General features: G+C 69.2%; 7 protein-coding genes. 2 read left to right on the forward strand and 5 right to left on the reverse strand.

Going from position 1 to position 15,015, the window contains the following annotated elements; translation table 11 throughout:
• The first annotated feature begins 117 nt into the window (after positions 1-117).
• Positions 118-2,205 (forward strand): lytic transglycosylase domain-containing protein, encoded by a 2,088-nt coding sequence (locus tag AC3RCC_RS18765; RefSeq protein WP_492256209.1) that lies wholly within the window; start codon positions 118-120, stop codon positions 2,203-2,205.
• 152 nt (positions 2,206-2,357) lie between these two features.
• The gene (locus tag AC3RCC_RS18770; protein ID WP_291639524.1) at positions 2,358-3,251 is read left to right on the forward strand and encodes an alpha/beta fold hydrolase; all 894 of its coding nucleotides are present in this window, start codon (positions 2,358-2,360) and stop codon (positions 3,249-3,251) included.
• 30 nt (positions 3,252-3,281) lie between these two features.
• Here the strand turns inward: AC3RCC_RS18770 and AC3RCC_RS18775 are convergent, their stop codons facing one another.
• The 5 genes from AC3RCC_RS18775 to AC3RCC_RS18795 all read right to left on the reverse strand — a co-directional run bounded on the left by AC3RCC_RS18775 (position 3,282) and on the right by AC3RCC_RS18795 (position 14,975).
• Complete coding sequence (locus tag AC3RCC_RS18775) at positions 3,282-4,292, reverse strand: helix-hairpin-helix domain-containing protein (protein WP_492256210.1); 1,011 nt, start codon at positions 4,290-4,292, stop codon at positions 3,282-3,284.
• An 11-nt stretch (positions 4,293-4,303) separates the two neighbouring features.
• Complete coding sequence (locus AC3RCC_RS18780) at positions 4,304-6,643, reverse strand: OmpA family protein (RefSeq protein WP_492256211.1); 2,340 nt, start codon at positions 6,641-6,643, stop codon at positions 4,304-4,306.
• Between the two features lie 219 nt (positions 6,644-6,862).
• Complete coding sequence (locus tag AC3RCC_RS18785) at positions 6,863-8,302, reverse strand: porin (RefSeq protein ID WP_291639518.1); 1,440 nt, start codon at positions 8,300-8,302, stop codon at positions 6,863-6,865.
• A gap of 398 nt (positions 8,303-8,700) precedes the next feature.
• Positions 8,701-13,023, reverse strand: coding sequence for a translocation/assembly module TamB domain-containing protein (locus tag AC3RCC_RS18790; RefSeq protein WP_492256212.1), 4,323 nt, complete (start codon positions 13,021-13,023; stop codon positions 8,701-8,703).
• On the reverse strand, positions 13,023-14,975 hold the full coding sequence (locus AC3RCC_RS18795; protein WP_492258801.1) for an autotransporter assembly complex protein TamA: 1,953 nt from the start codon (positions 14,973-14,975) through the stop codon (positions 13,023-13,025). Before AC3RCC_RS18795 ends, AC3RCC_RS18790 begins: the two co-directional genes overlap by 1 nt.
• Positions 14,976-15,015 lie beyond the last annotated feature (40 nt).

Below are 15,015 nucleotides of genomic sequence, written 5' to 3' on the forward strand. Positions count from 1 at the left end.
GTAAAGCTCCCTGCGGGAGCATGGCTTACTGCTACGATCCGGCTTGCTTGGAGGGACCCCTTGATGGCGCTATCGCCGGGCCGACGGTTCTTCGGAGCTGGCCTGACGCTCATTCTGGTGGCAACCGGACCCTGCACCGCGGGTCCAGACGGCTCGCACCCCTTCCAGGAGGAGCGACTGGCGAGCGTCGACACGCGCGCAGCAGATGCCGGAAGCAGCAATGTCGATGTCGGCGTCACCGCCTCGCTCGCGCCGCAGACGGAGCCGCCCGTCTCGCCCCTCCCCCCGGCCGAAATCATCCAGCCGGAAGAGCGGGTCGACCTCGCCCCACTGAAGAAGGCGGTCGCCGCCTATCGCACCGGCAAACTCGAGGAAGGCGACGGCATCGCCCGTGGCATCGACGACAAGGCGGTGCGCGGCATGCTGGAATGGGTCGCGCTGCGCAGCCTGACCAATGTCGTGAGCTTCGAACGCATCGCCGAGTTTCTCGACGAGTTCCCGAACTATCCGGGCACCACGCCTTTCCGCCGCCGGGCCGAAGCGGCCCTGGTCACCGACCGGCGCCGGCCCGACACCATCCGGCGGTTCTTCCATGGCCGCGAGCCGATCAGCCCGGCCGGCCGCGTCGCGCTCGCCCGCGCACTGGCCGCCGAGGGACGTCAGGACGAGGCCTTCGCGCTCGCGCGCCGAACCTGGCTCGAAGATCATCTCGGCGCTGGACTTGAGAAGATCGTCCTCGACAATTTCGGCGACAAGCTGACGCCCGCCCATCACCGCCTGCGCGCCGAGCGCCATCTCTTCGCCGGGAATGGCGAAGCGGCACTGCGCAATGCCGCCCGCGTGTCGAAGGACTATGTCGCACTGGCGAAAGTCAGGCTTGCCTCGGCAAAGGCCAAGGGCCCGATCGCGCAAAAGCAGATCGAGGCCGTGCCGGCCGCCCTGAAGAAGGACATTTCCTTCGCCTTCCTGCAGGCGCAACAGGCCCGCCGCAGCGGCAAGGCGGCCGACGCGGCCAAGGCCCTGGCCGATATCCCGCGCGATCCGGCCCTGCTCGGCGATGGCGATGGCTGGTGGACGGAACGCCGGCTGGTCGCCCGCAAGCTCCTCGATGAGGGTGACGCCAAGGCCGCCTATGCGGTCGTCTCCGGCCACGGCGCCGAGGACGCCGCCGAACGCATCGACGCCGAATGGCATGCCGGCTGGATCGCATTGCGCTTCGAGAAGGATGCCGAGCGGGCGGCGAAGCATTTCGCCGAGGCTGCCAAGATCGCGGAGACGCCGATCTCGGTGGCGCGCGCCGCCTACTGGCAGGGCCGCGCAGCCGACGCGCTCGACAAGGCCGAGGCGGCACAAGCCTTCTATGCCCGTGCCGCCGAGCACCCCGTCGCCTATTACGGCCAGCTTGCCCGGGCCCGGCTCGGCCTCAACGACCTGCCGGTCCGCCGCACCATCGCGGCGCCGCTCGCGCATCTGCCCGGCTTCAAGGCAGCCATGCTGCTCTACGACATCGAAGCGCCCGACCTTGCCGGCCAGATGCTGATCGACCTGTCGCAACGCCTGCATGATACCGCTGCGCTCGAGGCGATCGCCGACATGGCGCGCCAGCGCGCCGACGCCAAGACTCTGCTCACCATCGGCAAGATCGCCCTGCAGCGCGGCTTCCCCCTCGACGAGGCGGCGTTCCCGACCTTCGGCGTGCCGGAATTCCCGACCGTCGGCGATCCGATGGAGCGGGCCATCGTCCATGCCATCGCCCGCCAGGAAAGCGCCTTCGATCCGGCGGCGGTCTCGCATGCCGGCGCGCTCGGCCTGATGCAGATGATGCCGGCGACGGCGCGCGAGACGGCTAGGCGGGCACAGCTGCCTTTCGAACTCGAGCGCCTGACCAGGGACCCGCTCTACTCGGCGCAGATGGGGGCCGCCCATCTCAACGACCTGCTCGGCGACTGGCGCGGCTCCTATATCCTGACCTTCGCCGCCTATAATGCCGGGTCTGGCAATGTGAAGAAATGGATCACCGCCTATGGCGATCCCAGGCTGCCGGAGGTCGATGCCGTCGACTGGGTCGAACGCATCCCGTTCACCGAGACGCGCAACTATGTCCAGCGCGTCATGGAGAACCTGCAGGTCTATCGCCAGCGGCTGAACCAGCGCACCGCCTACATGATCGACCAGGATCTGAAGCGCGGCGGCAAGCGCGAGTGAAGCGAACGGCACCATGGCCCTTGGCCATGGCAGGCGGGCCATGTCACAAGCAGCGTGAACGCGCCGTTCCCGTCACCTGGAAACACGTGTCATTCCGGCTGCCGCGATGCGGAGCAGTTCCGGAATGGCGCAGCTGGAAAACATGGGTCGCCATGGACGCCGATAGCGGATTCCGCTCGCTCTTCATCAGCGCCCGCGACGGGCTGAAGCTGCATGTGCGCGACTATGGCTCGCTTGCGGCCTTGTCGCTGCCCGTGGTCTGCCTGCCGGGCCTCGCCCGCACCGCCGCCGATTTCCACGAACTGGCACTGGCGCTTTCCGGCGACCCGGCGCAGCCCCGGCGGGTTCTCGCGCTCGACTATCGCGGACGCGGCCGCTCGGAATACGACCGCGACTGGCGCAATTACGAGATCCGCGTCGAGCTCGACGATCTCATGCAGGTTCTCGCCGCCACCGGCATCGAGGAAGCCGCATTCGTGGGAACCTCCCGCGGCGGGCTCCTGACCATGGCGCTCGCAGTGGCGCGCCCCGGCCTGATCAAGGGCGTGGTGTTCAACGATGTCGGCCCGGTGATCGACGCGCGCGGGCTGCTGCGCATCCGTGGCTATGTCGGCAAGCTGCCGACGCCGCGCAGCTTCGCTGAGGGGGCCGAAATCCTGAAGCGGCTCGCAGACCAGCAATTCCCGCTGTTCGGCGATGCCGAATGGGAGATCATGGCGCGGCGCACCTGGAAGCAGCGCAATGACACGCTCGTTCCCGACTATGATCCCAGGCTGCTGAAGACGCTCGAGGAGCTCGATCTCGAGGCGCCCCTGCCGGTTCTCTGGCCCTATTTCGCAGCCCTCAACCACGTCCCGGTACTGGCAATCCGCGGCGAGAACTCGGACCTCCTGGCCGAGCAGACATTGCTCGAAATGGGCCAGCGCCATCCGCATTGCGAGATCTTCACCGCGCCCGGACAGGGCCACGCCCCGCTGCTCGGCAGCCGCGACATGACCAGGCGGATCGGCCGGCTGATCGGCCGGGCGGAGAAGCACGCCGCCTGAGCCTGCCCGCTTCGCGAGCGGGCGCGGCCGTCAATCCTTGCCGCGCCGCTCCTTCTCGGCGCGCGAATGCGCCGTCTCGCCGCCGGCGGCGAGGATGCGGGCCTCGACCCGCCATTGCTCGGCGACATCGCGTCCGGGAAAACCGGTATGATGGGCGAGATAACGCAATTCCTCGCTGCCGAGCGGGGCGATCTGGTCGAAATGCCAGATGCCGAGCCGGTTCAGCTTCTCGGCGACCACCGGGCCGACCCCATCGATCAACGTCAGATCGTCGGGCTTGCCGCTGCGCGCGGCCGACAGAAGATTGCCCGGACAGATGCCCTCGAGAGCAACCCCGGACAGGGCCACCGGCTCGGCTTGATCGGCGGTTGGGGCCGCGCCGGCCAGCGCCTTGGCCTGTGCGACCCATTCCTCACGCTCGATCCGCCCGGGGAAAGCGAGATAGGCGCCGACCCATTCGACGTTCGCGGGCGTCCAGGCGGCGATCTGGCTGAAATGCCAGATGCCGAGCGCATGCAGACGCTCCTCGTTCTGCGGCCCGACGCCCTTGATCAATTTGAGATCGTCGGCGGCGCCGCCGCGCGCCGCGACATAGCCGGCCGGCCTGAGCCCGGCGATGGCCTCCTCACCGTCGAGCTTGGGCATGGGCGCTGGCTCTGGCGCGACCGCGGAGCCGGCCCGTGCCGCCATGCCCGGGGCGGGCAAGGCGCGCGCCGGTTGCGGCAGCGCCAGACGTGGCGCCGGCAGGGCGAGCGCTGCTTCGGGGACCGCCGCAGCCCGCTTGAGCAGGGAGCCGACGACGCAGCCGGCCGCATAGACCGCAACATAGAGCAGCCCGGTCTCGACCCAGAAGGCCGGCTGGTTGTTCAGCACGCGCAGCCAGACCAGCGCGGCGGCGCCGGCCCAGAGCAAGGCGACCAGCATTGCCGGACCACCGAACAGGGTTCGCAGACCATCGCGGCTGGTCAACCAGCCGAACACCAGGCCGATCGCGAAGGCTGCGACCAGGAACCAGACGAAATGGAGCGCAAGATACAGCATGGCGTGCGGCCCTATTTCGCGACGGTGAACTGAACGCGGCGGTTCTTGACCTTGGCGTCGGGGTCGCCATGGGCGACCAGCGGCCGGTCGACGCCATAGCCCTTGACCTCGAGCTGTTCGGGCTCCAGCCCGCGCCGGATGAGTTCCTCGCGCACACGGAAGGCGCGCCGGCGCGACAGATCGAGATTGTTGAAGCCGGCGCGCTCGCCGTCCATGTTGGCATGGCCCTCGACGGTGACACGCGTATCCGGGCAATGTTTCAGGATCGCCGCGGCCTCGGTCATCGCCCTTTCGGTCACCGAATCGAGCGTCACGACCGCCGTGCCCTGGCCGAACATCACGTAATAGCGCTGGGTCAGGGCATCGAGATCGTTCTGGCAGGTGCTCGGCGGATCGATGACGCAGCCGGTCTGGCGCATCCCGATCTCGGCCTTGCCGGTGAAACCTTCCGGCAAGCCGCTCGCGGCGTTGGTCTCGACCTCCGAGCGGATCAGCTCGCGGCAGGTCAGCCCCTGAACACTGACCTCGTGGTCGACGAGATCGACGGAGCCCAGATCGAGCCGAAGCAGATCCTGTACGGCGCTGCGGGCCGCGACCCCGAAGCCGGCCGGAGCCGCAGGCACGATCGTCGTCTCGTCGCGAATCTTGCCGCGCAAGGGCGAGGCCTCGATCAGCTCGGCGATCGCCTGCTTCGAGCCGGCATCCGGAAGATGGCCCGACAGCGTTCCGCCTGTCCTGTCGACCGCCGCGGAGAAGCCATAGCGGCTGAGGGTCAGCAGCGGCGCGCCGGACAATCCCAGCCCCGCGGGCAAGGACTGCGCCTTCAGTGCCTCCTGCAAGGCCGTCCAGCTCGCCAGATCGCGCGCCGCGCCGGTCACCGTGAGATTGCCGCCGGCCAGGCTGACGCTGCCGCGCTCGATCTTCTCGAGCAGTCCGAGGGCGAAGCGCGTGACGGCGTCGAAATCGGCGGCGTCGCGCAGATTGGGCTCGACACGCGTCCGGTCGGTCAGCGCGCCGCCCCGCAGAGCGGCGCGGGCGAGTTCCGCCGCAGCGGCCTGTGCGGCGGCGTTGGGTGCGATGCCCGAGAGCGCGATGCCAGCCTCTGTCTTCTCGGCACGCCATTGCAGCGGACGCGCCGGCACTGGCGCCGTCGCCGGCGGGGCGGGCGGAGCCACGACCACGGCCGGAACCGATGGCGCCGGCGTCGGTACCGGCTGCGGCCCCGGTGCAGGCGCTGGCGGCGCGAAGCTGAGATCGAGCGCCGGCGCCTCCGGCAGCGGCGGCATCACCGGTACCGGCGGTGGCGGTGGCGGTGGAGGGGCCGGCGGGCAGGAGATCGCCGCCAGGGCGACCGATTCCGGACCATCGGCCTGGGCGATGTTCAGGCGCAAGGCCTCGCAGGCGGCGAAGTCCTGCGGCCCCTCGCCGCCGATGCGGTAGCGCGTGCCGTCGATCTCGACCTTGCCGCTACGCAGGCGCGCCAGCTCGGAGAGGGCCCGGCCGACCCGCGCCAGGAAGGCCGGTGGCTCGCCGCTCGCCGGCTGGGTGCGGTCAGTGATGGCGCTGCCCTCGGGAAAGGCCCGCGCGACAAGGCCCGCGACTTCGGTCTTGACGGCTTCAGACGGATAGAAGCCCGACAGGCTAACCGCCCCAGCGGCATTTTTCTCGGCGCTCCAGACATAAGGAGAGACGACCGGCGGGTTGAGCGCGCAATCGACCCGCGAAAAGCCGGCAGGAGGGGCTGCCGCTGCGGCAGCGCGCAGCGCCAGGAAGGCTTCGGGCGACGAAGCCGTCCCCTCGACACAGAAGCGCGTATCGTCGAGCGCGACCTTGCCGGCAGAGAGCCTGCCGAGATCCGCGATCATCGCCCCGGTCAATGCCGGGAAACCCGCCGGCGCACCGAAGGCGATCTTCTGCTGGTCCTCGATCCGCAAGGCAGGTCCGAGACCGCGCGCAGCGGCGAGATTGGCTCTCGCAGTGCTCTCGTCAGGCACGAAACCCGTCAATGTCACCTTGTCGGCTTCACGGCTCGCCGACCAGCTATAGGGCTTCTGCGCGACGACCTGTGTCAGACCCCCGAGAACCCGCCGGACACCGAACTCCGCCTTCAGCTGCGCCAGCGCCTTGGCGGCGCCATCGGCGCTCGTCGCCTCGCCATCGAGATAGACGTCGCGTCCATCGACCCGGGCCGAGACCTCGCGGATCCCCGGAGCCGCGCCCGCGAGCGCACCGGCGGCTAGAGCTCGCGCCTCGACATCCTTGCGCACCGCTTCGCTCTGAATCAGGTTGGCCGAGCTCCACAGCACTGCCAGCGGAACGAACCCCCACAGCCAACCGGCCTGCCGTGCCATCCCCGATCCTCGCCCCTGCCACCGACTCGAACCGAATCCGGTCCCTCGCACCGGTGAGAATCAGGCCTCATCACACTGGCAAGTCAAGCAAGCCGGCAAGCTTCTGCCCTGGAATTCGCCCTTCCCCTCCCGGCTGGCGGCCAATGGTGCGCGAAATCCTCAAAACGAAAGAAGCCCCGGGTTTCCCCGGGGCTTCCATCATCACGATCGGAAGATCGATCAGAAGTCGCGCTGGATGCGGAAGCGGCCAGCCCAGGCGTCGTCCGCCTTCACGAGCGAACCACCGTTGGCCAGAGCAACCCGGTTGCCGAGGTTGTTCGAGGCCAGGACCGACTGGCGCATGTCGGTGCGGGTGTAGAGCACCTCGACGCCGATATCCAGACCCGAAACCGGCGACCAGATCAGGTTACCAGCAACGATGAGCTCCTTCGGATCGAGCGGACGCGAAATCTGGCCAGCGACGGCCTGATTGGTCAGCACGTAGCCGAGCTTCAGCTCAGAGTACGAAGCGATGAGCTCCGAACGCAGGGTCGGGGTCCAGAAGTGACGCAGAGCGGCAACGATCGACCAGCCGGTCGACGAGTCGACCTGACCGAGCGCGTTCACGCCGAAGTCACCAACCGCGAGCGCAGCGTTCTGAGCGGCGATGCGGCCCGAACCGAAGTTGCCACCCCAGCCGAGATAGCCGAGAGCGCCGTCAGCGTAGGCAGCCTGCAGGAACAGGAAGTCGCCAGCCGCAAGCATCGGCAGGTTGATCTTCACGCCACCCTGGATGGCCCAGCCCATCTCGTCCTTGTTGCCGACGAAGACGCCAGCGCCGTTGGCGATCGCCGGGTTGCCGGCGGCAGCGCCGCCCGGACCGAACACGGTGTTCAGGCCGGCGTTGTTGATGCTGCGCTGGGTAAGAGCAGCCGACAACTGGGCCGAACCCCAACCCTGGTCGACGCGCAGCGAGGCGACGACGTCCGGGTAGTCCTGACCGAGGTAGTTGGAAACGCCGCCGGGGCTGACGACAGCCGCTTCTCGCGAACCGGTACCCGAGACGCGATCTTCGAGCGACAGGGTGGCCGAGAAGCCCGAACCGAAGGTGGCGGTGTAGGCCAACAGGTTCAGACGCGAGTCAGCCGTACGAACGGTGGTGAAGCCGAGGTCGTTGGCGTAGAAGTCGAAGAACGACTGAGCGCGACCAGCGGTGATCGGGCCGAACTGGACGAAGGCCAGATCGAGGTTGGCGCCCGAAGCAGCGGTGCCGCCGGTGGTGCGCGGAGCGCCCGGAACGACGATGCCCTGGTTGCCGCCGATCGTGTTGTTGTACACGCCGGTGCTGTTGGTCAGCTCATAGCGGAAGAAGGTCCGCAGGGTGCCGTAAGCGGTGGCGGTACGAGCGTCGACGTTCAGACGGCCACGAGCGCGGCTGCCGTAAGCGTCGTTGCCGTCGCCATAACGCGAGCCGACAGCGTACTCAGCGCGAACACGACCGCCGATGCGGAGGCAGGTGTCGGTGCCGGGGATGTAGAAGAAGCCAGCGCCGTAAGCGGAGCAGACGCGAACGTATTCGACCGGAGCAGCCTTCCGCGAAGGAAGGTCGGCGGCCTGAGCCCCGGCAACCGCGGCGATACCGGCGGCAGAACCGAGGAGGAGGCTCTTAACGAGCTTCATTTGATAACCTCCAAAAGAGTTTCGAGACCCTCGGGCTTCGGTGACTTCGTGATCCGGACGGCCCCAGGAGACCCCACCGGTGAAACCACCTATCCCGGTCTTCCCCCCCCGTCCCTGAACCACTCAGAGGCGAAGTTGAAAAACAGCGACCGGGAATGTCCCGCCGCACAGTCACCATTACGAATGCCCGCCCCGCGATCAACCTCCATCGCACCTACCCCACAGCCAAGCGGGCGCTTTGGACCCTGGTGTTGCACGCCTGCCACGCTTTGAGCGTGGAACTTAGGGAACTGTTAACCAGCGGGGACCGGAACGACCTCATCATAGGCCGGCGCGGGCCCTTTCCGGGCCGAATCTGCGATCTCACGGGGAAGCGGTGATTCCCGGAGCGATCCGACTCAATATTCCCATTCGGCACCGACACCGACCGCGGCGCTGCCGTCGGCATTGGTTTCGGCCTGGAGCTTCAGCCGCCGAGTCAGGTCGATGCCGACCGAGACACCGCTTTCGGAAGGCTTGGCTCCCGCCTTCACGCCGAGGGTGATGTTGTCGGACAATGCGCGCGAGACGCCGACCGTCGGCCCGTCAGGGCCCATCTGAACGTCGAGATTGTCGACCCCGAGCTGGCGCCGCAGCTTCTCGAAGACGTCTTCGCCACCGGCGCCGGAAAACTGCGCCGCGGTCTGGGCGAGCTGCAAGGCCTGGAAAGGCGAGAGCGAGCCGGAGGCGCGTTCGAAGAGCAGCCGCGACAGCACCTCGTCCGGCGGCAGTTCCGGCGAGGAGCTAAAGGTGAATTCCGGCGCCGACGCCTGCCCGCTGACAATGATCCTCGCGGTGACCTCGGCAGCGCGCGTTTCGGCGACGAAATCCAGCTCCGGCATGACGTCCCCCGAAAAGGTCACGCGACCGCGGCTGAAATCGAGGCGCTGGCTCAGCACGTTCAGCCGGCCGCGCCGCAGGTCGAACCCGCCGTTCAGTACCGGATTCGCCGAGGTTCCGCCGACGCGCAGCTCACCGCCGAGCTCGGCGTCGATGCCGCGACCGCGGATGAAGACGCGTCCCGGGGCGGAAACCGTGATGTCGAGCGCGGCATCGAAGGCCGGCGCGCGGGCGCCCTTGCGCTGCGCCGCGGCCCGGGCCTTGCGCTGCGCTGCGAGCCGCTGCGCAGCCTGGCCCTTGGCGTTGACGTGCCGGATGCCATCGACGGGGCGCAGGCTCGATGGCAGCCGGTCCGGCACGGCAACCTCGATCGAGACCACGCCGATCCGCCCAGCGATTCGCGGGCGCTGCGCCAGCGGTCCGGCGAGATCGAGCCCGAGATCGGCGACCGCGGTCACCAGCCCGTTGGCGACGAGCTGAGCACGCTTGCCCTCGATGCGGATGGTTCCCGGAAAACCCGCCTCCGGATCAAGCCGGACATTGCCGCTGGCCGAGAGCGTGCCGCCGCCCGGCGTCTGGGCCGAGAAACGTTCGATGGCGAGGTCCGGCCCGCGCGCGGCGAGGCGCGCCTCGAGCCTGGTCAGCCTCACACCCTGGAGGGCATCGCTGAAGCTGCCATTGGCGAGCGTCGCATCGCCGGCAAGCTGGGGCGCGGACATTGTTCCGCTGACCCGCATGTCGATGGCGACCTGCCCGGTCAGGTTCCGGCCATCGGCGGCGAGCTGAGTATTGGCCAGCGCAGCATCGACCCGGCCCTGGATGGTGAGATCGAGGGCGCCAGCACCTCCGAGCGGCGCGCTGCCCTTTGCCGTCAAGGCGACGAAGCGGCCGGCATTGAGGCTGGCGTCGAGGCTGGTCTGGCGACCGTTCAGGGTGCCCTGCCCGGCGATCTCGATCGGCGGCAGGCCGGCCTGGCGGGTCTGCGGGGCGACCAGGCGTGCAATCTTCACCCGCCACGGGCCGGTCGGGGCTTCCGGCGTGCCCTTGATCGTTGCCTCAGCGTCGAGCGTGCCGGAGAGGTCGAGCGCCGGTGAGGCAAGCCGCGCGGCCGAGAGCGGCACGTTCTGCGCCTGGAAGCGCAGATCAAGGGTGCGTCCGGCCTCGCCGTCGAGCACGATGCGGCCAGCGTCGACGGCGAGGGCGAGATCGCGGATCGCGACGCCGCCATCGGTGGCGGTGAAGCTCGCCGGCTTGGAAAGCGCGATGCGGCGGCCGTCGCGGCTGGCGGTGAAGCTGGCCAGATCAAAGCGCAGCGGCTCGGCGACAGAGAGTCTGCCCTTGGCCGCGAGCGCAAAACCGCGGGCGGAGGCATCGAGGCTGATATCGCTGGTCTCGGCGGCGCCCTGCGAAACCAGGCGGATCGCGTTGACCGGCTCGCCGGCGATGACGGCCCGGTCGATCTGGACATTGCCGTCGATGCGCGGCTTGCGCAGGGCATCGACGACGGCGAGCGTGGCGTCGAGCTTCTCGAGCGTCAGACTCGGCGCCGACAGGCGCTGCGCATTGGCCTTGAGGTCGATGTTCTGGCCGCCATTCGGCCGGGCGAGGCGCAGATCGGCGTCGATGCGGCCACCGAGCTTGGCGAGCGCCAGGGCGGAGAGGTCGTCGAGATTGCGGGCGGCGAGCTTCAGAGTGCCTTCGGCGAGATTGGCGGCATCGAGATCGAGCACGCCATTCAGCGTGACCGAGCCGATGGCGATGTCGAGCTGCGGCAGGCTCCAGCCGCCGGGATCGCGCTTGGCGAAGCGCACCATGCCGGTCGCCGGTCTGCCTTCGACCTCTCCGGAGAGCTTGGCCTCACCGGTGAGCGCGCCTTGCAGGTCGCGCAGCACTGCATCGAGCGCCAGACGCGGCACCGGCCGGCCGAGCGCCGTGGCGTTGCTGATTCCGGCGCGCAGCGTCGCATCGAGCTTGTCGAGCGGGCCGGACAGGGTGGCGTCGAAAGCGCCCTGCCCCGACAGCCGGGCGTCGGCGCGACGCAGATCGGGAATCGCGATGTTGGCGCGCAGATCCGAGCCCTGGGCGCCGAGCGCGCCGTCCGCGGCGGCGCTGACATGGGTGCCGGCAATGCGCAGGCCGTTGACGATGACCCCACCACCCGGCAGCCGGACTTCGCCGCCGAGCGTCAGCTTGCCGGCCAGCAGGCGATCGAGCGCCGCCTGGTCGAGGCCGAGCGCCTCGGCAGAACCGTCGAGCTTCACCGCATAGCTCTTGAGATGCGGCTCGGCATCGATCGCGGCGGCGACGGTCGCCGCCCCCTTGAGCTTGCGCTCGGCCAGGCCACTGAGGCGGGACAGGTCGGGCAAGCGCGCCTGGGCCTTGCCGAGAATGCGCTTGGGGCCGAGCTGGCCGACATAATCGAGCTCGGCACCGCCGAAGGCGAGCTTCAGCGTCTCGAACGCGCCGCCGCCGCCTTCGCTGGCAGTGCCGCGCAAGGTGAAACGGACACGGTCGCCGACGAAGCGCGCGAGCGCGGCATCGGCGAGCGCAATTCCGGAGGCCTCGCCATCGGAAACCAGAACCGTCCGGGTCGCGGGATCGCCAAGCGGGCCGCTCGGCGTCGCGGTGAAGGTCAGGCCGAGCTTGCCGAGCTTGCCGGCCGGCACCGAGGCGCCCTCGGCCTGCAGGCTGGCATCGACGCGCGGCCCGGCGGCCGGCCCCTGAATCCTGGCGTCGAAGGCGAGCTTGGCGATCTCGGCGCCCGAGGCGACGGTGCGGCCCTCGGCATTGGGGCGCGCCGCCGCCGTCACCGTGAAATCGAGATTTTTGTCGGCGCCGTAGAGGCCCTTCACATCGAGCCTGGCCAGGGCCGAGACCAGCGCCAGCTCCTCGACCGCAACCGCGCCGTCATCGGCGAAGCCGACCGCGCCGTCGAGCCGGGTCGAGCCCTGGAAGACCGGTGCGACCGGCGCCGGCATCAGGCCGGCGATACGGGAATCGAGCGCGAGCAGCAGGCGGCGACCGGCGCCGCGGCGCGAAAGGTCGGCGGTGCCGTCGGCGCCGATGGTCGGCCCGGCATTGAAGGCGAGCGTTGCCTTGAAGCGGTCGAGCGGGCCGTCGCCGGAAAGGTCGAGCTTGACCGGAGGGCGATCGGGCAGGTCGGCGATGGTCGACAGCAGGCCGCCCTCCGGCTCGTCGAGCTTGACCGCCAATTGGAGCTGCGTCGTCTGCGGCACGAAACGCAGATTGACGTCGAGACTGCCGCCCATGTCGAGCCGGCGCCCGGCGAGGCGCAGATCGAGCCCCTCATTGGGCGGGCCGAGCCGCGCGGCGCCGTTGGCCGTGAGCCGTGCCGGCGCGCCGATCACGGTCGGCCCGAGCGCCAGTTCGCCGAGCTGGAAGGCCTCGATGACCACCTTCAACGGCAGTTCGGGCAAAAGAGGCCCGTCACTGGCCTGGGCGGCCGCGGCGGCCGGATCCGGCAGCGGTCTGCGCAGGATCTCGAGCTTGCCGATCTCGAGCCGGTTGACCTCGAGCCGGCGCAGCAGGAGCGCGCTTCGCGTCCAGCTCAGGCGCGCCCGGTCGAGACGAAGCCAGGGGCCGTCGCGGTCGGAGATGACGATGTCGCGGATCGTCGCGTCGGAAGACAGCGCGCCGTCGACGGCGCCGATCGAGACCTGGCTGCCATCGGTCGAGAGCGCCTTGGAGATCAGATCGGCGAGGACGCCGCGCTCGCCGGCGTTCTGGGCGAAGCCGCCGAGGCCGGAGATCAGCATGGCGCCGGCGGCGATGAGCAGTGCCGCGATGGCGCCGAGCAGCTTTGGGAAACGGAGCGCGCCCATCAGAAGGCCTGCCCGATGCTGATGTAGAGAGCGACGGGCTTGTCGCCCTTGCGCGGGTTGAGCGGGGCCGCGACGTCGACGCGGATCGGCCCGATCGGCGTATAATAGCGCAGGCCGAGCCCGGCGGCGAGTTGCAGCCGCTCCTTGAAGTTCGGCACCTGCGATTCGAAGGCCATGCCGGCGTCGAAGAAGGGCACGATACCGATCGTGTTGGTGATCTTGATGCGCGCCTCGGCCGAGGCCTCGAACAGGCTGCGCCCGCCGGTGAGGTGATCGAGCGGCCCGAGCGGCGACAATGTGCGGTAGGCGTAGCCGCGCACCGAACCGCCGCCGCCGGCATAGAAGCGCCGCGTCGCCGGGATATCGCCGAGGTCGGCACCGGCGATCGAACCGAGCCCGATCCGGCCGGCGAGCACATAGCGGCTGTCCTCGTCGAGCGAGTAATAGCCGGACAGCGAAGCCTTGCTCTGCAGGAAGGGGGCATCCGTGTCGCCGAAGGCGGCATAGGGTGCGACCGAGGCGGTGAGGCGGATGCCACGCGTCGGATCGAGCAGGCTGTCGGTGGAATCATAGCGCAGCGAGAGCGGCACGCCGGCGATCAGATAGTCGACCTGGCCGAGCACGTCGCTGGTCTGCCCGCGCTCGACCTCGAGCCCGGCCTGGACCGAGAAGCTGTCGCTGAAGCGATGGCGGATGCTGGCGGTTCCGTTGACGTAGCGGGCGGTGTAGCCGCCATAGCGGTTGGTGCCGACGCGCTCGCGTGTGCCGACCGCATCGATCAGCAGATCATTGCGGCTGCCGCCGAGCGCCGGCTTCATGAAGCCGACGGCGAAGCGTCCGCCGAGATCGGATGGCAGGAAATCGCCGAAGCGCTGGATCTTGGTGCCGTCGATGCGCGGCGCGAAGAAGAGATCGCCCTCGACGCGCAGCCGCTCAGCCCCGCCGAACAGGTTGCGATGCTCCCAATAGGTCCTCACCGCCGGGCCATCGATGGTCGAGTAACGCGCGGAGAAGCCGACCACGCGCTTGGGCCGTTCGGAGACCTCGACGAAAATCGGCAGGTTACCCCGCGCATCGAGGGCCGTGCCCTCGCGCATCCGCACCGCGCCGACGGCAGGAATCGTCGCGATCGACTTGCGGGTATCGGCGAGCTCCTTGGGCGAATAGGGATCGCCGGGCTCGAGATAGATGAAGGAGCGGACCACCGCCTCGGGGATGTCGCCGGTCTCGCCGATGCCGAACTCGCCGAATCCGGCGACCGGACCGGGATCGACGACCAGAGAGACGTCCATGATCTTGGCGGCATGGTCGACCACCGGCCGGATCTCGACGACCTTGGCGAGCGGGCGCGAATGGGCCCGCCAGTAATCGACCAGCGCCGCCTGCGCCGCGCGCAGCGACGCCGAGCTGGCCGGATCGCCCGGCTTCAGCCCCGAGACCTTGGCCGGATCGGCGATAACCGCGGTCGGATCACGCTTCTCGCCGGCTACGATGTCGACATTGCGCAGGGTGAAGAGCGGCCCGGGATTGACGGTGACGACGACAGGCGCCGGGGCACGGTTGCGAAAGCGCTCGGCCGCGGCGGCGAAGCCCGGCGGCGGCTCGCCGGCCTGGCTTACGACCGCTCCGTCGACGGCGATGCTGACCTGGGCGTTGAAATAGCCGCGCGCCCAGAGCGCATCGAGCATCGGGTCGATATCGGCACTGGCCCGGCGCGCCAGCGTATCGCCGTCGGGCGGCGCATCCTGCCTCAGGCGATAGAGGAGCGAGGCATCCTGCAGGTTGCGCGTCAGCGCGCTCGCATCGGAAGCGTCGCCGAGCTCGAAGTTCAGCTCATAGGGCAGCGTGGTGGCGCTGACGGCTGGCGGCTTCTCCTTCGAACCGAACAGTCCGAAGACGTCGAGCGAGGACAGGTCGAAGGCACGGGCCGGCGGAGTTTCGGCCACAAGCATCACGACGAAAGCGCACAAGCCCCCGCCCGCAATACCGAGC

The sequence above is a fragment of the Allobosea sp. GW823-FHT01F03 genome (genome assembly GCF_058798075.1).

Coding starts and splice junctions, on each gene's coding strand:
- AC3RCC_RS18770 (WP_291639524.1), top strand. CDS start 2,358: ATGGACGCCGATAGCGGATTCCGCTCGCTCTTCATCAGCGCCCGCGAC.
- AC3RCC_RS18775 (WP_492256210.1), bottom strand. CDS start 4,292: ATGCTGTATCTTGCGCTCCATTTCGTCTGGTTCCTGGTCGCAGCCTTC.
- AC3RCC_RS18780 (WP_492256211.1), bottom strand. CDS start 6,643: ATGGCACGGCAGGCCGGTTGGCTGTGGGGGTTCGTTCCGCTGGCAGTG.
- AC3RCC_RS18785 (WP_291639518.1), bottom strand. CDS start 8,302: ATGAAGCTCGTTAAGAGCCTCCTCCTCGGTTCTGCCGCCGGTATCGCC.
- AC3RCC_RS18790 (WP_492256212.1), bottom strand. CDS start 13,023: ATGGGCGCGCTCCGTTTCCCAAAGCTGCTCGGCGCCATCGCGGCACTG.
- AC3RCC_RS18795 (WP_492258801.1), bottom strand. CDS start 14,975: ATGCTTGTGGCCGAAACTCCGCCGGCCCGTGCCTTCGACCTGTCCTCG.